An 18649-nucleotide genomic window follows, 5' to 3' on the forward strand; every position below is an offset into this window, starting at 1 on the left:
GCCCGTCGTCAGCCCCCGACCGGGGACTCGGCGGTGCAACCCCCCGAGGTCACCAGGCCCTCGGCGCTCTGCTCCTCGATCACCTCACCCTTGTAGATGATCTTGCAGGTCACCTCGGCGCCCTCGGGGTCCAGGGCGACGGGCATCACGGCGGCGGGCATGATGCCGCGCAGGGTGACGGTCTTCTTCCAGGGCAGTTCCGGCTTCGACACCGACTCGATCTTCGGGTCCATGGCCTTGCCGCCGCCCCCGTGGAACTCGATCGAGTCGACGTTCTTGCCGGTCACCTCGTAGGTGACCTGGTACGTCTCGTTCACGGCCTTGTCGACTTGGTCGACCGCCTCGGAGCAGGCGGTCAGGCCGAGCGCGAGGCCGGCCACGGCGACGGAGCACACGGCGGCGCGGTAGGAGCGGTTCATGAGGATCCCCCCGGATCGTGGAACGGTGCTGCGCAGCCAATCGCAAAGGGAAAGTAAAGTCAAACGGGTTGAGGAGCTGCTACAGGTCGAACTCCACGTGCTCGACGTCCGTGAAGCGGACCTCCTCCAGTTGGCCCGCGCGGCGGCCGCTGTCCTGGAAGTAGACCTCCCTGAGGCCCTCGGCGGTGATCTCGCGCAGGCGCCGGTCGGGCGCGCCCTGCTCCTGGGCCTCGAAGAGCCGGGCCGCGTACTGCGGCGGCAGTGCCACGGTCAGGTGCCGCATCCGGTCCTCGTCGGTGGTGCCGATGGGCGCGGTGTAGCCGATCCGGGCCCGGGTGTCGACGACGATGCCGTCGGTCGTCGCCGCTCTGCGCCGCGCCCTGGCGCGGACCTGCGGCTGCCACCGCCTGTTCACCTCGCGCTCCAGCCGCGCCGCGAGGTCCGGCCGCGGCTTCTTGATCTGGTTCCTCACGTACCGCTCGACCGTGCGCTGGGAGACGCTCAGCAGCCGGGCCACCTGCCGGGTGCCCTTGAGCTGCCGGACGAGGTAACGCATCTGCGCGGGCGCGGTCTTGGGCGCCGGGCGGGTGAACGCCCGGCGCACCGCGGCGTCCAGCCCGTCCGCGAACGTGCTCATCGGCTGCTACTCCCCGCTGTCGGCGTCGGTGACCGTGCCGTCCTTGATGTACCGGGCGAGGTTGAGCTCCGGCGCGCCGAACCGTTCGCGAACCTCCTCGCCCCACAGCACGGTCTGGGTGCCCTCGTGCTTCACCAGCCCGGGATTCACGCCGAGCCTGAACCCCCCGGGCAGGGGCTTGCCGTCGCGGTAGGGCAGGAAGTCCAGCGGACCGGTCCCCTCGGCGGCGTACACGACGCAGTCGGACAGGACGGCCACCGGGTACTGCCCGGTGAACGCCGCGTGCTTCACGATCTTGCGGTGGAGGTTGATCCGCGTACGGGAGATGACGGCCGCGCGGATGTCCGGTCGCCAGGTGGGGCGGGACAGCGCGCGCCATGGTCTGCCGGGCCGCCAGCCCTCGCCCCGGGGCCGCTCGCGGAGTTTGCCGAGGCCGCCCTTGACCGTCGCCTTGACGGCGTCGGCGACGATCGCCGCCTGCGGGTCCCGGGCGCGGTGTCCGTCCATCGCCGCGAGGAAGGCGGCCGGCTCCATGTCGGTGTGCACCCCGAGGTCGGCCATGGTGGCCAGGTAGGCGTCCCGCAGCCGGTCGTACCAGGCGTCCAGGTAGCGGCCGTTGTCGAAGCGGACGTACGCCTCGAGCGGGCGCACCTCGTAGCCGAGTTCCACGGCGTAGGCGACGGTGGGTGTGGCGTACCAGGCCGGGCCCTCGGGGCGCTCGCCCTTCGGGGTGAACGGGCTGGGCAGCAGTGCGGCGTCGAGGTCGGCCCACCGGTCCTTGCCGATCCGCACCCGGGACAGGTCGACGTGCGACAGGTCGACCAGCCACGAGCCCGGCAGCTTCGCGTCGAACTGCGGTGCCTCCAGGTGTGTCGGCCCGCCGAGCCCCACGACGAGGCCGTTGGCCCCGGCGGCGAAGGCCATGTTCACGTCGATGCCGACCAGGTGCCGCAGCGAGCACTCGTCGTCGGTCATCGGCCGCGCCCAGTCGTACGCCTCCTCGAACAGCTTCTCGTGGGGCCCCCGGATGTGGAAGCGGGGCAGGTCGGCCAGGAGGGGGTGCCCGTCGGGGGCCTCGCACGGGGCGCAGTCGACCGGTTCCCTGCCCAGGCTGCCGGGGTTGTGCTCGGAGTGCCGCCTGCCGTCGGCGTCCGGCTCGGAGGCGCGGGTCGGCGGGTGCAGCGCGGTCATCAGCTCCAGCCCGGTGACGGCCGTGGAGCCGCGCGGTGTCATCACCCGGGACGCGTACAGGCCGAGGACGCGGGCCAGTTCGGCCGGCGGGAGCTGGGCGGCGTCCCCCCAGTGGCGCGGGTCGAGCGCCCGCCACGACGGGATGCAGAGCTGGACGCAGGCACGCTCCGCACCGGTGGCGGGGCGGTGGATCCGCGCCCACGGCCCGAACCCGCGCTTGGTCAGCTTCCAGTCGGCGCGCGTCAGTTGGCCGACGACCTTGTGGTCCTCCGGGAGCCGGCCGGTCCGCCGCTCCTCCTCGGTCAGGGCGACGGGCAGGCCGTAGCGCTCCAGCGCGGCCTCGGTCAGCACGAGCAGCGGGTCCCCGTCGTTGCCCGCGCCGACCAGCCTCGGCTGGCCCAGGCGCGCCTCTTCGAGCGTCCACGCGACCAGGGCGGGGACGCTCCTGGCGGGGACGTCGAGGATCTGGCCGCCGGGGCAGTACGCCACGGTCCGCCCGTCGGCGTCCACGTCGACCACGGCGAGGGGGCCGTTCTCGAAGCGGGGGTCGCCGGCGCGCGCGGCGGCGGTGTGGGCCGGCTTCCGCGGGGCCCGGACGGAGGGCGCAGGTGCCTTACCGGGCGCACGCCCCGCCTGCGCGGCCGCCCGGCCCGCGGCGGCGGGCTCGGCACCGGCAGCCGGGGCCGTGGGGGTGGGAGCCTGCACAGCCGGAGCAGCGGGGGTGGGAGCCTGCGGAGCCGGGGCGGGGGCCGCCGCCCCGGCAGGGGCGGGGGCCGCCATGGGTGGGGCAGCGGGCGGGGGCGCGGCCGGCGCGGCCGGGTACAGGTCGGCCAGCTGCTTCAGCAGGCGCGCGTACGCCTCGCGCTCCGGGCCGCGGGGCTCGGTCGGCTTCTTCACCGACTCCCAGGCGGAGACGGTCGCCCGGCGCACCTTGAGCGCGGCGGCCACCTGGTCCAGCGTCAGCCCGTGCGCCTGGCGCAGCCGCTTGCGCTCCTGCGCGGGCGGCAGCGGCGAGCGGGACGCGACCAGCGCGTCGACGGCGTCGAACAGCTCCGACATGCAGCACCTCCACCTGCGATGTTAGCCCCGTTTCCGTACCGACCGCGTACGCCCCGCGTACGGGCGCCGTACGAGTCGGGCGGGACGCCCGGACCATCGCAGCCGGACCACTCGTCGGCAGGACCGCCCCGGCGCCCATGTCTGGCGGGGCGGGTGCCGGGTAGTCGGTTGGGGCGACAAGCCCGTGTGGTCGGAAGAGAGGTGGTCGGGGCCGTGGCGGTGAAGGCGATGGGGTGGGCGCACTCGTTTCCCATGTCGGAGGGAGTGCGCGCCGGGCGGGAATGGACACGCGGGCGCCTCGCGGCCCTGCCCTGGGCGGACGAGGAGCCGGACACGGTGGACGCGGTGGTGCTGGCCGTGTCGGAGCTGATCACCAACGCGCACGTCCACGCGCACAGCGACGCGCACCTGGTGCTCACCTGGGACGGCGACTGCCTGCACGTGAGCGTCCACGACGAGGACCCGACGCTGCCGCGCCCGCGTGACGCCCAGCCGGGTGAGGTCTCCGGGCGCGGTGTGGCGATCGTGCAGACGCTCGCCGACGAGTGGGGCATGAGGTGTCAGCGGCACGGCAAGACGGTGATGGCGTGCTTCCGTCCCGCGGACCCGGAGGGCGGCGAGGGTGCTGCCCGGGGACACGGCGGCGGCAGCGTCTGACGTCCGCTCACCCGGTGGGCCCGCCCCAGGAGGAGAAATGTCGTGTACCTGGCACGAGGATCGAGTGACGACCCGTACGTCTGGCTCTGGGTCCTGGGCGCGCTCGCGCTCTACGCGGTGATCAGCTACGGGCTGGCGTACCGGGCCCGGGCCCGGCGCGGTTCCTCGCACCCGGCCAAGGACGCCGTGCACGACCTGAAGGACCGGGAGGATCCCCAGCCGCCCGAGTACCGTCTCGCCAGCCGCGCGATCATGTTCTGCGGTGCCGGGCTGACCGCTCTGGCCGCCTACCTGACCAGCGGCGCGCTGCGGGTGGTGACCGTCGGCCTCACCGCCCTGGTCGCGGTGACCGTGTGGGCGTGGTTCGACCACCGCACCCGGTCCCGGGCCGCCGTCCAGCGGGGCTGAGGACCGGACGCCGATCATGACGAGGCCGGGCCCCCTCCGCGGCGGAGGGGGCCCGGCCTCGTCATGGCGTGCGGGCGTGCGGACCTCAGGGCGTGGTCCGCGGATGGTTGCCCGGACCGTCCATGCCCGGGGACAGCGGGGTGGGTGACAGCTTCGTGTCCTCCTCCCCCGGCTCCAGCAGGGTGTCGGCTGCTCCGACGATGAGCGGATCGGGGGTGCCGACGGCATCCCGGTCCTTGTTGGCGTAGTCGACGCGCGAGAGCAGGCTGCGCATGGTCTCCAGCCGGGCGCGCCGCTTGTCGTTGCTCTTGACGACGGTCCAGGGGGCGTGGGCGGTGTCCGTGGCGCGGAACATGTCGACCTTGGCCTCGGTGTAGTCGTCCCACAGGTCCAGCGAGGCCAGGTCCGTGGGCGAGAGCTTCCACTGACGCACCGGATCGACCTGGCGGATCGCGAAGCGGGTGCGCTGCTCGGAGCGGGACACCGAGAACCAGAACTTCATCAGCAGGACGCCGTCCTCGACGAGCATCCGCTCGAAGGCCGGGCACTGGGCGAGGAAGAGTTCGTACTCGTCCTTGGAGCAGAAGCCCATCACCCGCTCGACGCCCGCCCGGTTGTACCAGGAACGGTCGAAGAAGACGATCTCGCCGGCCGTCGGCAACTGCGCGATGTAGCGCTGGAAGTACCACTGGCCCATCTCGCGTTCGGTGGGCTTGTCCAGGGCGACCACGCGGGCGCCGCGCGGGTTCAGCCGCTCGGTGAACCGCTGGATCGTGCCGCCCTTGCCCGCCGCGTCGCGTCCCTCGCACACCACCACCAGGCGGGCTCCGGTGTCCTTCACCCACCGCTGGAGCTTGAGGAGTTCGATCTGCAGGACGCGCTTGGTCCGCTCGTACTCCTTCCGGCCGATCTTGCGGTCGTAGGGGTAGTTCTCGCGCCACGTCCGGATGGGCCGTCCGTCGGAGTCCAGCACGATCGGCTGTTCCTGCCGGCTGTCGTCGACGGTCAGCCCTTCCAGCAACTTGTCAGCGTCTCGGGCGTGTTCGGCGTTCATCGTCCGGTTCCCCGTTCGGTCCGTTCCGTCATGCGGTCAGAACGGCATGCGGCCGCGGGAGCGGCGGCCCGCCGCACCGCTGCGGCTCACCGCTCGCGAGCTGGAGTGGAACGGCTTGCTGAACAGCCGGCCCAGCACGCCGGGCGCCTTGCCGCCGGCCCGGGCACCCGCGCCCAGCGTCCGTTGCGTGCCGCGCTCCGGGTGCCGGGACAGCCGGGGGACGAGAAAGGCCAGGACGGCCAGCACCACACACACGCCGATGACTGCGGCGATCACCATGATCGAGCTCCCTCCACTGGGTGACGCACACACGGGTGCCCCCGCCCGCCTCACCCATGTGGAGCAACCGGAAAGCGCCGCACGAGCCTCGCCGCACGAGCTTCGCGGAGGGCCGCGGCGGCACGGCCGCGGCCGGTGGCCGCCGTCGGATACGGCGGCCACCGCCGTCGGATGCGGCGGCCGCCGGCCACGGTCCTTCCGTCCGGGGTCAGGAGGTTCGGGAGGCGAGGTACTCCTTCACGCCCGGTGCGGTGTGCGCGTCCTCGACGTTCACCGCCGCCCCGACGGCCTTGGCGTCCGGCTTGTGGATGTAGGCCTCGGTGCTCGCGGGCCGCGCCTTGTCCGAGAAGTTCTGCGCGGTGCCCAGACCGACGTCGACGCTGGACTGCGAGCGGTGTGCCTCGACCACGGCCTCGCGGGTGAGGCTGCCGCCGTCGCAGGCCTTCTTCAGGTCGTTGCCCATCAGGCGGGCGGCGTTGTAGCCGGAGAGCACACCCGAGTCGAGGAGGGCGCCGGGGTACTTCTTCTTGTACGCCGCGACCATCTTGCGCACCCCGGGCAGCTCGGAGCTGACGGCCGGGGCGGCGCTCACCACGTTGAGCAGCGCGGCGAGGGCCGGAGCGGCCGGGGTCTTCATGAGCTGCGGGGCGTAGCCGGGCGCACTGGTGACGACCGGCACCTTCAGGCCGCGGGAGGCGGCCACTCCGACGAGGGAGGCCGTCTGGGCGGGGCCGGCGCTGATCAGGACGGCCTTCACCCCCTCCTTGCGCAGGGCGGACACCTGGGCGGACAGATCGGTGTCGGTCGCCTTGATCTTCTGACCGGCGACCTTCAGACCGGCCCTCTTCGCGGCCCACCGCGAGCCCTCCAGGGCGTTCGCGCCGTAGTCGCCCTCGAAGTAGACGTGGCCGATGGTGTCGCCCTTCGCCAGGCCCTTGCTGCGGGTGAGGAAGTCGACCGCCGCGATCATGTCGATGTCGTAGGTGGTGCCCAGGACCTGCACGGCGTCGCGGTCGAGCAGGGAGGCGGCCCAGGCCTGCGGGAAGGTCAGCACCTTGTCCCGTTCGACGTCGTCGAGCAGCGCCGCCATCACGGGCGACCCGATGACCTGCGGCAGCGCCACGACGTCCGAGGAGAGGTCGGCGTAGGCGGTGACCGCCTTCTGGACGTCGTAGCCGTGGTCCTTGACGACGATCTCGACGCGCCGGCCGCAGATGCCGCCGTCGGCGTTGACCTCGTCCGCCCACATCTGCTGGGCCTGGACGATGCTTTTGCCGAGGGTCGCGTACGGACCGGTGAGGTCGGTCAGGGCGCCGAGTCTGATGACCTTGTCGGTCACGCCCGGCCCGGCCTCGACGCCGTCGGCGCCGGCGCCCGGGTTCTTGGCGGAGTCGGCCTTGGAGCTGCATCCGGTGGCGGTGAGCAGCAGGACGGCCAGGGCGCCGGCCAGGAGCGCGGTCGGACGTGCGCGGTGCGTGTGGTGCGTGGACTTCACGGGGTGGGCTCCTTGGCTCGTGCGGACGACGCGGGTGAGGGTCGGGGCGTGGGGGCGGACGAGGGCGCCGGGGCGGCGCCCCGGCGGGGCAGGCGGGCGCGCAGGCGCCGGACCAGGCCGTGCAGGCCGTCGGGGGCGAAGAGCAGGATCAGGACGATCGCCGCTCCGTAGAGGTAGCGGGCGGCCTCGGTGGGGCCGACCGTGCCGTCGGTGCTGCCCGGGGCGGCCACCAGGGGCAGTTGGTCGGCGTAGCGGGTCATGAGCAGCGGCAGCGCGGTGACGAAGACGGCACCGGCGGTGGCGCCGGCGACCGACCCCAGCCCGCCGATGACGATCATGGCCAGGTAGTCGACCGACAGCACCAGTCCGAAGTAGTCGGGGACGACCCGGCGGAAGGCGAGGGCGAGCATCACCCCGGCCAGGCCCGCGTACATCGAGGAGACGACGAAGGCCGCCGAGCGGTAGCGGGAGACGTCCACGCCCATCACCGCGGCCGCCGTCTCGCTGTCCCGCAGGGCCACCAGGGCCCGTCCGGGGCGGCCGCGGAGCAGTCCTCGGGCGGTGAACCAGGTGAGGGCGAACAGGGCCAGACCGAGGTACCACAGCCGCTCCTCCGCCCCGAACGGCACGCCCAGCACCGTGAGTTCGGAGTCCGCGGAGAAGGAGAAGCCGCCCACTTCGAGCGGCGGCACCGAACGGCCGTTGAACCCGCCGGTGACCGAGTCCGCGGTGAGCAGGACGTGGTGGCCGAGGAAGACCAGGGCCAGGGTGGCGACGCCGAGGTAGACACCCCGCACCCGGCCGGCGACGGGGCTGAAGAGCCCGCCCGCCGTCCCGGCGAGCAGGACCGCGAGGACGGCCGCGAGGGCGGTCGGCAGCCCGGGGCCGGGTTCGCCGGCCAGCCACACGTAGCCGTAGGCGCCGACGGCGAGGAAGAAGGCGTGGCCGAGGGAGAGCTGGCCCGCCGTGCCGGACAGCAGGCCGAGGCCCACCGCGCCGACGGCGGCCGCCATGGAGAACAGCCCGATGCGCAGCCAGAACGCGTCGAGGTAGAAGGGCAGGGCGGACAGGACGACGACGACCGCGAGGGTCCGGCCGAGGCGTGCGCCGCGGTTCCCGGGGAGCCGATCAGACACGGACCGCCGCCTTTCCGCCGAACAGGCCGGTGGGCCGCACCAGCAGGACGAGGACCATCACGGCGTAGGGGGCGACGTCGCCGAAGCCCTCGCCCAGGACGTGCAGATCCGACTGGTAGCCGGCGACGAGCGCCTCGGTCATGCCGATCAGCAGGCTGCCCGCGAGGGCGCCGGGCGGCGAGGCCATTCCGCCGAGGATCGCCGCCGGGAACGCCTTGAGGGCGATCTGCCCGGTCGTGCGTTCCAGGCCGGGGGCCGGGAACGCGGCGAGGAAGACCGCCGCGAGGGCGGCCAGCGCCCCGGCCAGGCACCAGGCCAGCATGCGGATGCGCACCAGCCGAACGCCCATCAGGGCGGCCGCCTCCACGTCCTCCGCCGAGGCCCGCAGCGACAACCCCCAGGAGGTGAAGCGGAAGAGGGCGAAGACACCGGCGATGACGGCGGCCGAGACCACGATCGCGGCGATGCGGCTGTCGGCGACGGTCACCGGGCCCAGCCCGCTCACCGCGTCGCCCCAGGGGTCGCCGAGCGAGAGCAGGTCGCCCCCGATGCGCCGGGACAGGTCGGTGAGGATGAGGATGTCGACGCCGATGGTGACGATGGTCTGCACATGGGCGGCGTGCGGGTCGGCACCGCCGCCCGCCTGGAGCAGGAAGCGGTCCATGGCACCGGCGACGGCGGCCGTGACCAGGACGGACACGGCCAGTGCCCCGGCGAAGCCGAGGTCGTCGTGGAGCACGGCGGTGAGGTAGCCGCCGAGCAGGAGCAGAGAGCCGTGGGCGAAGTTCATGACGCCGGAGGCCTTGAAGATGATGACGAAGCCGAGGGCGACGAGGGCGTAGACGGAGCCCAGCGCGAGGCCGTTGAAGACGTTGTCCAGCAGGGTGGTCATGCGGCGTCCTCCTGTTCGGCGCCCGTGCCGAGGTAGGCGCGCAGCACCTCGGGGTCGCGGCGGACCTCGTCCGGGGTGCCGTGGGCGATGACGCGCCCGAAGTCGAGGACGGTGACCTCGTCGGCGAGCCGCATCACCAGCCCCATGTCGTGCTCCACCAGCAGGACGGACAGGCCGAGTTCGGCCCGTACGGCGTGCACGACCTCCACCGTGCGGGCGCGTTCGGCGGCGTTCATGCCGGCGACCGGCTCGTCCAGCAGCAGGACGCGGGGCTCCAGGCACAGCGCGCGGGCGAACTCCACGCGCTTGCGGTCGCCGTAGGAGAGGAGGGCGACAGGGCTGTGGAAGTGGGCGGCCAGACCGGTGAGTTCGGCGATCTCACGGGCCCGGTCGAGATGGGCGCGCTGCTCGCGCCGGGCGTACGGCAGGCGCAGGGCGCTGGCCGCGAATCCGGCCCGGGACAGGGCGTGGCGGCCGAGCATCAGGTTGTCGGCGACGGTGCCCTGGGTGGTGACGATGTTCTGGAAGGTGCGGGCGACTTCGAGGGCGGCGATGCGGTGCGGGGCGAGCCGGGTCAGGTCCGCGTCGCCCAGGCGCACGGTTCCGGACGCCGGGCGGCACAGACCCGACAGCACGTTGAAGCACGTGGACTTGCCGGCCCCGTTGGGTCCGATGAGGGCGTGGACGGTGCCGGGGGCGACGGTGAAGGACACCGAGTCCAGGGCGGTGAGCCCGGCGAACCGTACGGTCACGTCCGTGACGGCCAGTTCGGGCGGTGCGGTGGTGCGGACGGTCACGCGGCTCCCTGCCCCTCGGTGGTTCCGGCGGTCCGCGCGGTCCCGCCGTTCGCAGCGCCGTCGGCGCCGACGGTGGTGCCGGGGGTGCCGGGGGTCTCGCCGAGGTAGAGCCGACGCACCGCGTCCGTGCGGGCCAGTTCGTCCGCGAGCCCGGAGAGCCGGACCTCGCCCACCTCCAGGACGTGCGCGGTGTCGGCCAGGGACAGGGCCATGCCCGCGTTCTGCTCGACGAGCAGCACGGCGGTGCCCTGGGCGTTGATCTCGCGGATGACGTCGGCGATGCGGTGGACCATCTGCGGGGCGAGGCCCAGGGACGGTTCGTCGAGCAGCAGCAGGCGTGGCGCGGCCATGAGGGCGCGGCCGATGGCGAGCATCTGCTGCTCGCCGCCGGACAGCAGCCCGGCGGCCTGGCGGGTGCGTTCGGCCAGACGCGGGAAGAGCGTGAAGACCCGTTCCCGGGCCTCGGCGACCTGGTCCGGGCGGCGCCGGCCGAGGCCGAGACCGCCGCTGCGCAGGTTCTCGTCGACGGTGAGTCCGGCGAAGACGCGCCGCCCCTCGGGCACTTGGACGACCCCGGCACGCACGGCGGCGACCGGGTCGCGCCCGTCGAGTGCGGTGCTGCCGTAGCGGATGCGTCCGGCGGTGATCGCGCCGCGGTGCAGGCGCAGAGTGCCCGACACCGCCCGCAGGAGGGTCGTCTTGCCCGCGCCGTTGGCGCCGAGCAGGGTGACGACCGTGCCGTGCGGGACGGTCAGGGAGACGGAACGAAGGGCGGACACGGCACGGCCGTAGGTCACGTCGACGCCCTCGATGTGCAGGGCGGGTTCTTCGTCCGGTGGTGCTTCGGGCATCACGGCTCCTCGGGTCCGTGCCGTCGGGCACGGGTGCTTCGGGGGAAGGGCAGCCCACGACAGCACGGGCGCGGATGCGCGGTACAGGCGTCCGGGCCGTGATGCTGCGCGGTCCCAACCCGGCCGGACGGAGACTGTGCGGCTGCCCAGGGACCCAGGGGGTGCGCCGCCTGCCGCGCGCGGGAAGCGGCCCCGGTCAGCCGTGCCGCAGGCGGCGGGCGGTGAGGGCGAGGCCGATCTCCACCACGTCGTGCGGGCGGGCCAGGGAGCGGCCGATCAGTTGCTCGCAGCGGCGCAGCCGGTTCAGGACGGTGTTGCGGTGGCAGTAGAGGCGTTCACCGGCGCGCTGGGCCGAGCCCTCGCAGGCGAACCAGGCGACGAGGGTGTCCAGCAGGACGTCCCGGTCGGCCGGTTCCAGCCGCAGCAGCGGGCCGAGCACCTGTTCGGTGAGGGTGGCGCCGAGTTCGGGGCAGGAGCCGACCAGGGCCTCGGGGAGATGCTCGGCGAGGCGGACGGTGCCGCCCTCGGGCGGGCAGATGCTCAAGGCCAGATCGGCCGTGCGCCGGGCGTCTCCGACGGCGGCGAGCCCCGTCACGGCGTCGCCGATGCCGACCCGGCGCCCGGGTGCGCCCTCGGCGGGCAGGCCGAGTGCGGCCAGCGGGTCGAGCGGGTCCCGCGGGTCCTGGCCGGGGGCGCCTTCCCCGAGCAGGACGATGCCGTAGTCGGCCTCGACCCCCGTGTGCCAGTACGTGCCGTCACCGTGTGCGGGGGCCGCGGCCCGGACGCCGGTGAGGTCCTGCGGCCGGCCGCACGCGACGGCGACGACGAGGTAGCGGCCGTGCTCCGGCAGGCCCAGCCCCTCGGCCGTCTCCGGCAGGTCGGCGATCCGGCTGGTGCCCTCCAGCAGGGCCGCCGCCAGCAGGCGCGCCCGGTTCTCCCGCCGCCAGGCCAGCTGCCGTTCGGCCTGCCGGTAGGCGTCGGCGACGAGCGTGCAGTGCTCGTCGACGAAGTTCCACACGTCGGTGGCGACGTGGACCAGGAGCCGGATGTCCTCCGGTTCAGCCCGGGCGGTCTCCTCGACCAGTCGCTGCCACACCAGTGACCCGCCCAGCCGGAAGGCGTGCAGCAGCGCGTCCAGCGGCAGCCCCTGCTCGGCCCGGGCGACCCCGATCCGCCAGGTGCAGCGGTGGGCCGCCTCCCGGCTGCCGCGCGGGTCGAGCAGCGAGGTGACACTGTGCCGCAGCGAGCGGTAGGCCTCCTGCCAGGTGCCGGTGTGATCGTTCTCCAGGGCGGTCCGGTACGCCGGTTCCTGCTCGCGCAGGACCGCCAGCAGCCGGTCGGTCAGCTCCGGCAGATCGTCGAGCAGGACACGGGCCGCGCGGTGCAGGACGCGCAGCGCGTCGGCGTCGATCAGCGACCGGACCCTCCGGGTCCGCGGCTGCGGCACGGGCATAGGCCCGGTCCGCAACGTCGTGCGTGTGCGTGTGCGTGCGGCAGGATGCATCGCGGTCCTCCCCCAACTCCGGCCTCCGGCGACTCCGTACGCCACCGGTCCGACGACTCCGGCGGGCGCGTCGCCGGGACGGCCGTCGTCACCCAGTACTCCTGCTCCGAAGAATGGCATACCGTCCGGTCGGTCCCCAGGGTTGTGCGGCCATCTTCTGCGAGTGGAGGTGCGCGTTCCGGATGCCGGAGACGTGGGCCGGCTCCGCGGGGCGGGAGGTCGGGGGGCTGGGTCGCGGGGCGGGAGGCCAACGGGTCAGGGCCGCGGGGGCGGCGGGTCCGGGGCGCGGGGGCGGCGAGCCAGTCACGGAGGCGGCGGGCCTATCGCCGGGCGGCAGGCCGACCGCGGGGGCGGCGGGCCAGTCACACGGGCCGCAGGCCGACCACAGGGGCCGCAGGCCAGTCGCCGGGGCCGCAGGCCAGTCGCCGGGGCCGCAGGCCAGTCGCCGGGGCCGCAGGCCGACCACAGGGACCGCAGGCCGACCGCATCGACGGCAGACCAGTCGCCGGGGCGGCGGGCCAGCCGCAGCGGCCGTCGGCCGACCACGGGAACCGCAGGCCCGTCGCCGAGGCCGCAGGCCGGCCGCGGGGGTGGCAGGCCAACCGCCCGGGGCGGCGGGGTGGTTCGTGGTGGGGGTCAGCGGTCCTCCCGGCCGACCATGCGGGCGAGTTCCATGCGGGAGCGTACGCCGAGTGCGGCGAAGACGTTGCGCAGGTGGTAGTCGACCGTACGGGTGCTGACGGCCAGGCGCTGGGCCACCTCCCTGTTGGTGGCGCCCTCGGCGACGTGGCGGGCGATGCGCAGTTGCTGGGGTGTCAGCCGCGACAGCCCTCCGGCCGGCTCCTTCCCGGACGCGACCCCGTTGGCGCGCAGCTCACCGCGCGTCTGCTCCGCCCACGCGCCCGCCCCGCAGCGCTCGAAGCCGACCAGGGCGGCGCCCAGCCGGGCCCGGGCCTCCCGCAGACGGCGACGGCGCCGCAGCCACCGGCCGTACAGCAACTCCGTGCGGGCGCGTTCGAAGTCGCCGCCCGATTCGTCGTGCAGGGCCAGCGCCTCCAGGTAGAGCTGGTCGGCCGCCCCCTCCTCCGCGGCCAGCAGGGCGCGGCAGCGCGCGAGTTGGGCCGGCGCGTGCGGATCGGCGCCGAAGGCAGCCCACTGGGTGAGGTCGTCGATGACGCCGTGGGCGTCCTCCGGCTGACCGGCGAGCACGACGGCCTCGACGAAACAGGGCAGCGCCAGCATCCACACGGCGAAGTGCCCACGCCTGGGGCCCGGGCCGACGAGCGGACCGAGCCGATCGGCGGCCTCCAGGGGCCGCCCCCGGGCCAGGTCGGCCCGGGCCAGCGCCCACTCGGCCAGAGTCGCCGCCTGGGCCAGGCCGTGACGGCGGGCGACGCCGAGGGCGGCCGAGGCGTAGCCGGCGACCGCGGCCGTGTCCCCTTCGATCGAGGCGGCCAGGGCGAGCATCGCGTGGTGGCTGGCCGCGGTGTTGTGGTGCCCGGCTGCCCGGGCCGCCCGTACGCCCTCCTCGGCGTGGGCGCGGGCCTGGGCGTGCCGGCCGGCGCGGAGTTCGGCGTAGGCCAGGTACTCCAGCGCCCGCGCCTCGTGAGCGGTGCACTCCGTGCCGCGGGCGGCCGCGAGGGCGCGGGCCCCGGCGGCACGGGCCGCGTGGATGTCACCGAGCAGCAGGGCCGCGGCGGCGGCACGCAGCAGCCGGTCGGGCCGGTCGTCGCCGCGCGCCCGGTCCAGCACGCGCCGCAGCGGCGCCGCGCCGTCCTCCGGGTGCCGGGCCAGCAGAGCCCGCATGCCCTCGCGGTAGTCACGGAAGAAGGGGTCGGCCGTCGCCTCCGGACCGCTGCGTCCCGCACCGGTCCGATCCGGCGGGCCACCTGCCCGAGCGGCCCCGTCCTCGCCGGGCACGGCCGGGACGGCCCGGGCGGTGGACCACCCGTCGAGGGTCGCCAGGCAGATCTGCACGTCCCCGGTCGCCCAGGCCGCATCCGCCGCGCACAGGCGCGCGGCCTCGGCGCCGTCCGGGTCGACGGCCGCCAGCAGGGACGCGGCCAGCATCAGGGACTCGCGCGCGTCGCCCACCGGCCCGCCGGCCAACTGGCGCCTGCCGCGGGCGAACTCGGCGTGGCCGCGGTGCGCGGCGGCCGGCCGGGCGGCCCCTGGTCCGGTCCCCGTGCGGGAAGCCGGCCACACGCTGCTTCCTTCTCCGGTCATCCCATGGAGGTTACTTGCGCGTAAAGAGGACCGGAAGGCTCGCGTCCGTGCCGCCCGGCGCGGCGACCGACGTGCTCACCTGCGACTCGGCCGGGTGCGGTCACACCCCGGATTGTGCGGCTGCCCAACGGATCGCCCCCGCGGGCGTGCGCCGGCACGGCACCGGCGGCGGACGCCGCGGAGCGTCCGCCGCCGGTTGCTCCGCCGCCGCCGGCCGCACGGGCCGGAGGCGGCGAGGCGGTCAGGAGGTGTGCGGGCAGTTGCCCCGGTACTCCTCGATCGTCAGGCTCGGCCTCGGCAGCGGGCACAGGAACTGCTCGTAGCGGGTGTCGTTGTCGACGAACCGCTTCAGCCAGCTGATGCTGTACTTGGCGATCGTCGTGTCGTTGCTGTTCGGGGTGAAGTGGGTGGCTCCGTTCAGTTCGAGGTACGCCTTGTCCAGCGACGACGGCAGGTTCTGGTAGAACGGCTCGGCGTGGCTGGCGACCGGGGCGATCGTGTCGCCGTCGGCACCGAAGATCAGGGTGGGGGTGCGCACCTCGGGCCAGGTCTTGTCCAGGTTCCACGGAGTGAGCGGGATCGCGGCCTGGAGCGAGGGCCGGTCCTTGGCCGCTTCGAGGCTGCCGCCGCCGCCCATCGAGTGGCCCATCACGCCGAGCCGGGTGGCGTCGATCCGCCCGCGCACCGAGCTGCGCTGGGTGAGGTAGTCGAGCGCGGCGAGGAGTTGATCACCGCGCGAGTCCGGCTGGTCCACCGTGGTGTTGGTGTCGATGGTGAACACCACGAAGCCCTGCGAGGCCAGGCGCGGGCCGAGCCAGGCGATCGACGACTCGTAGGCGGTGAAGCCCGGCGAGATCGCCACGGCGCCGAAGGTGCCGTCCGCGGTGCTGGTCGGGTAGTAGATGGTGCCGCCGCCGAAGCCGGTCACGGCCAGCGAGGACACGGAGGTCTGCGAGACGGCGTACGGGCCGCGCAGGGCCTCGATGCTGGACTGGGTGGGCGCCGGACCCCGCTCGTAGGGGTTGTCGGCGGCGTGGGCCCCGGGGGCGGTCAGGGGGCCGATACCGATGACGGCGGCGAGCGCCGCGGCGGCGCCGGCCAGTCGCCCGGCGCGGCGTCCGAGGGTACCGCGGGCGCGGGTGGGTGAGTCGCTGTGGGGGTCGAGGTGCACGACGAGTCGTCCTCTCGGTCGTGGCGGACGGCCCACCGGGCGGGCATGCGGGACCTGGGGTGTCTTCCGCATGCCCGCGGTGGGCCACCGCCGTCGGGCTGGCCGTGCCACTGTCGGGGACCGGCCGCCCCGGCGGGACCGGCAATGTCACCGGTCTCGTGCACCGGGCGGGACGCCGCACCGCACGCGGAGGACCGTCCCGTAGGGCGCACGGGACGACGGGAACCGGACGGCATGGGCCGGGACGGCAGGAGCCAGGACCGCAAGGGCCGGGAACGGGCCGGAGCGGCAGGAGCGAGGACCGCAGCGCCGCACGGACCGCAGGAGCCAGGAGGCGGGAGGCGGGAGCCAGGACGGCGGGACCCTGGACGGCACGGGCCGGGACGGCAGAAGCCTGGCCCGCAGGAGCCAGGTCGGCGAAAGCGGGACCAAGTCGGGACCAGGCCGGGATCCGGTAGGGACCAGGTTGCGATCCGGTGAGGACCAGATCGGGAGCAGGTCGGGATCCAGTCAGGATCCGTTCAGCTCAGGCGCGGTCGGGCGCGGGATCCCCGGCGGTGATGACCAGGGCCGCCTGGTCGTCCTCCACAGTGCGGCCGCCCATGAACGTGCGGACATCCTCCGCGACCGTGGCGACGATGTCGTCCGCCGTCGGCCGGAGCGGGGCCGAACCGAGGGCCTCGACCAGCCGGGCCTCGCCGTACTGCTCGGCACCGGAGGCCCGGCACTCGGTGATGCCGTCGGTGTAGAGCATCAGGCTCTCCGCCGGGCGCAGGGTGAAGCGGCTCGCCGTGAGCGTCGGCGGGATGCCGATGCCGATGAGCCCGCCCGACGCCTCGACCGTCTCGACCCGGTGGTCGCCGTCGAGCACGAGCGGCAGGGTGTGACCGGCACGGACCAGGTGGACGCCGACCCCGTCGGGGGACGGGGTGAGGTGGCCGTAGACGAGGGTCACGAAGCCGTTGTTCTGGTGGGCGTGCCGGTCGTTGAGGGCCTTGTCGACGGCCTTGACGACGTCGACGGGATCGTCGAGCAGCGAGGTGACGGCGCGCGCGGTGTGGCGGACCAGGGCGGTGGTGGTCGCGGCGGTGGCTCCGCGTCCGCAGACGTCCCCGAGGATGAAGGCCCAGCTGCCGTCCTCCCGGGGGAAGACGTCGTAGAAGTCGCCGCCGATCTCCAGTCCCTCACCGGCCGGGTGGTAGAAGGCGGCGAGCCGCGCGCCGGGGATGTCGGGCAGGTCGGGCAGCAGCAGGCCGGTCTGCAGGTCGCGGGCGAGCGTAGCGCGCTGGGCGTACTGGCGTGCGTTGCGCGCGGCCGAGGCGGCGCGGCGGGCCAGTTCCTCGGCGAGGGCCACCCGGTGGCCGTCGAAGGAGTGCCCGTCGGTGGACAGCAGCGTCAGCGCGCCGAACGGCCGCCCGCGGTCCACCAGGGGAACGCAGACGTAGCCGGTGACGCCCAGTTCCCGCCAGGGGCCGCTGCCCGTCGGGCTGCGGCGGGCCACTTCGGTCAGGCCGGAGGCCAGGACCCGGGCGACGGCGTCGTCCTCGGCCTCGCGGGAGGGGGTGTGGGAGGCCAGGAGCGCGCGCTGCTCCTCGCCGGGCGCGGCCGCGGCCACCCGCTGGACGCGTCCGCCGTCCACGATGTCCACCGCGGCCAGCGGGGCGAGCGTGGGGCTGGACAGGGCGGCCAGGCGCTGGAGCGTCTGCCTCTCGTCCAGCCGTCCGGACAGGGCGCTGCTGGCGGTGAGCAGGAACGCCAGGTCCTCGCGGGCGGCCTTCTCCCGCGCGTCGGCGGCCTGGCGGGCCTGTTCGGCCTGGTGCCGCTCGACGGCGAGGGCCGCGGTGTCGGCGAACACCCGGGCCAGTGCAAGGTCGCTGTCCTGGGGGTGGCGGGGGGTGCGGTGGTACATGGCGAAGGTGCCGAGGACCCGGCCGTCGCGCGCCAGGATCGGCGTGGACCAGCAGGCGGCGAGCCCCGCCTGCCCGGCGAGGGCGCGGAAGTCGGCCCACAGGGGGTCGGTGGCGATGTCGGCGACGACGACGGTGCGGCGACGGTGGGCGGCGGTGCCGCAGGAGCCGACGCCCTCTCCGGTGACGATGCCGTCGATGGCCTGGTTGTAGAAGACGGGCAGGCTGGGCGCCGCGCCGTGGCGCAGGTGCCGGCCGTCCTCGTCGGCCAGCAGGACGGAGACGATCACCTCCGGCGACAGTTCCTCGATCGTCCGGCACATGCCTTCGAGCACCTCGGGCAGCGGGGCCTGGCGGGCGATCTGCTCCAGCAGCGCGCGCTGTTCGGCGGCCAGGCGCCGGGCCTGCTTGGCCTGCGTGGTCTCCACACCGATCATGCGGACGCCGATGACGTTGCCGCCGGAGTCCCGCCGGGCCTCGTAGGTGAAGTCGAAGTACGCCTCGCGGGTCTGCTCACCGGCGCCGAGCACGACCCGGGCGTCCCGGCCGATGTGCCGCTCCCCCGAGCGGTACACCTGGTCCAGGAGCTCGATGAACCCCTGGGGGACCAGCTCGGGCATGAGCTCGGCCAGCGGCAGCCCGGTGCGCTCCCGGCGGCCGCCGCCGATCGCCGCGAAGAAGGCCGGGTTGGCCGCCTCCAGGACGTGGGCGGGCCCCGCCATGGACGCGAACAGCGCGGTCGACGTCCCGAACAGTACGGAGAGGTCCTCGTCACGCACGGTCCCGGACATGCGGGTGCCGCTCATGGGTCTCCGTTCACGCTCGGCCGTCATCTCGTCCCCCCGGCCGGCCACCCGCCCCGGACACGAGGGGGAGCCGACGTCACGTTCGTCCGGCATGGGTCATGCCGCATCCATGGTCGTATGCACCGGAACGGCCCGGGCATGCCTGTCCGAAGAAGATCGG

General features: G+C 74.4%; 16 protein-coding genes. 2 read left to right on the top strand and 14 right to left on the bottom strand.

Going from position 1 to position 18649, the window contains the following annotated elements:
• Window positions 1–8: 8 nt before the first annotated feature.
• The 3 genes from ACH4C6_RS06400 to tap form a co-directional block, all read right to left on the bottom strand.
• Window positions 9–419 carry an MmpS family transport accessory protein gene (locus tag ACH4C6_RS06400; RefSeq protein ID WP_398107366.1) on the bottom strand — a complete coding sequence of 137 codons (411 nt, stop codon included), beginning with the start codon at window positions 417–419 and terminating at the stop codon, window positions 9–11.
• Between the two features lie 79 nt (window positions 420–498).
• The gene (gene tpg, locus ACH4C6_RS06405) at window positions 499–1056 is read right to left on the bottom strand and encodes a telomere-protecting terminal protein Tpg (protein ID WP_398107367.1); all 558 of its coding nucleotides are present in this window, start codon (window positions 1054–1056) and stop codon (window positions 499–501) included.
• A gap of 6 nt (window positions 1057–1062) precedes the next feature.
• Window positions 1063–3306: a telomere-associated protein Tap gene (tap, locus tag ACH4C6_RS06410; protein WP_398107368.1), complete on the bottom strand. Its 2244-nt coding sequence runs from the start codon at window positions 3304–3306 to the stop codon at window positions 1063–1065.
• Window positions 3307–3519: 213 nt separating this feature from the next.
• On the opposite strand from tap, the gene ACH4C6_RS06415 reads away from it, so the two are divergent.
• Window positions 3520–3963 carry an ATP-binding protein gene (locus tag ACH4C6_RS06415; RefSeq protein ID WP_398107369.1) on the top strand — a complete coding sequence of 148 codons (444 nt, stop codon included), beginning with the start codon at window positions 3520–3522 and terminating at the stop codon, window positions 3961–3963.
• Window positions 3964–4005: 42 nt separating this feature from the next.
• A complete protein-coding gene (locus ACH4C6_RS06420) occupies window positions 4006–4371 on the top strand; it encodes a hypothetical protein (RefSeq protein ID WP_398107370.1) in 366 nt (121 codons plus the stop codon).
• Window positions 4372–4456: 85 nt separating this feature from the next.
• Here the strand turns inward: ACH4C6_RS06420 and ppk2 are convergent, their stop codons facing one another.
• From ppk2 to ACH4C6_RS06475, 11 genes are all read right to left on the bottom strand, one after another.
• On the bottom strand, window positions 4457–5425 hold the full coding sequence (gene ppk2, locus ACH4C6_RS06425) for a polyphosphate kinase 2 (protein WP_398107371.1): 969 nt from the start codon (window positions 5423–5425) through the stop codon (window positions 4457–4459).
• Window positions 5426–5461: 36 nt separating this feature from the next.
• Window positions 5462–5704, bottom strand: a complete 243-nt coding sequence (locus ACH4C6_RS06430) for a DUF6411 family protein (protein WP_398107372.1) — start codon at window positions 5702–5704, stop codon at window positions 5462–5464.
• A gap of 208 nt (window positions 5705–5912) precedes the next feature.
• Window positions 5913–7199, bottom strand: coding sequence for an ABC transporter substrate-binding protein (locus ACH4C6_RS06435; protein WP_398107373.1), 1287 nt, complete (start codon window positions 7197–7199; stop codon window positions 5913–5915).
• Window positions 7196–8335: a branched-chain amino acid ABC transporter permease gene (locus ACH4C6_RS06440; protein ID WP_398107374.1), complete on the bottom strand. Its 1140-nt coding sequence runs from the start codon at window positions 8333–8335 to the stop codon at window positions 7196–7198. Before ACH4C6_RS06440 ends, ACH4C6_RS06435 begins: the two co-directional genes overlap by 4 nt.
• Window positions 8328–9227: a branched-chain amino acid ABC transporter permease gene (locus tag ACH4C6_RS06445; RefSeq protein ID WP_398107375.1), complete on the bottom strand. Its 900-nt coding sequence runs from the start codon at window positions 9225–9227 to the stop codon at window positions 8328–8330. Before ACH4C6_RS06445 ends, ACH4C6_RS06440 begins: the two co-directional genes overlap by 8 nt.
• Entirely contained in the window at window positions 9224–10024 is an 801-nt protein-coding gene (locus ACH4C6_RS06450; protein WP_398107376.1) for an ABC transporter ATP-binding protein, read from the bottom strand. Before ACH4C6_RS06450 ends, ACH4C6_RS06445 begins: the two co-directional genes overlap by 4 nt.
• Window positions 10021–10875: an ABC transporter ATP-binding protein gene (locus ACH4C6_RS06455; RefSeq protein ID WP_398107377.1), complete on the bottom strand. Its 855-nt coding sequence runs from the start codon at window positions 10873–10875 to the stop codon at window positions 10021–10023. The genes ACH4C6_RS06450 and ACH4C6_RS06455 overlap by 4 nt, the downstream gene beginning before the upstream one ends.
• Window positions 10876–11071: 196 nt before the next feature.
• Window positions 11072–12379, bottom strand: coding sequence for a PucR family transcriptional regulator (locus ACH4C6_RS06460; RefSeq protein WP_398107378.1), 1308 nt, complete (start codon window positions 12377–12379; stop codon window positions 11072–11074).
• A gap of 636 nt (window positions 12380–13015) precedes the next feature.
• Complete coding sequence (locus ACH4C6_RS06465; RefSeq protein ID WP_398107379.1) at window positions 13016–14605, bottom strand: LuxR C-terminal-related transcriptional regulator; 1590 nt, start codon at window positions 14603–14605, stop codon at window positions 13016–13018.
• A gap of 241 nt (window positions 14606–14846) precedes the next feature.
• Window positions 14847–15776 carry an alpha/beta hydrolase gene (locus ACH4C6_RS06470; protein WP_398107380.1) on the bottom strand — a complete coding sequence of 310 codons (930 nt, stop codon included), beginning with the start codon at window positions 15774–15776 and terminating at the stop codon, window positions 14847–14849.
• Between the two features lie 526 nt (window positions 15777–16302).
• Window positions 16303–18489, bottom strand: a complete 2187-nt coding sequence (locus ACH4C6_RS06475; protein WP_398107381.1) for a SpoIIE family protein phosphatase — start codon at window positions 18487–18489, stop codon at window positions 16303–16305.
• Between the last annotated feature and the right edge of the window lie 160 nt (window positions 18490–18649).

Origin of the sequence: Streptomyces sp. NPDC017943 (assembly GCF_044328425.1) — a bacterium.
In the GTDB taxonomy this organism is placed as follows: Bacteria; Actinomycetota; Actinomycetes; order Streptomycetales; family Streptomycetaceae; genus Streptomyces; species Streptomyces djakartensis_A.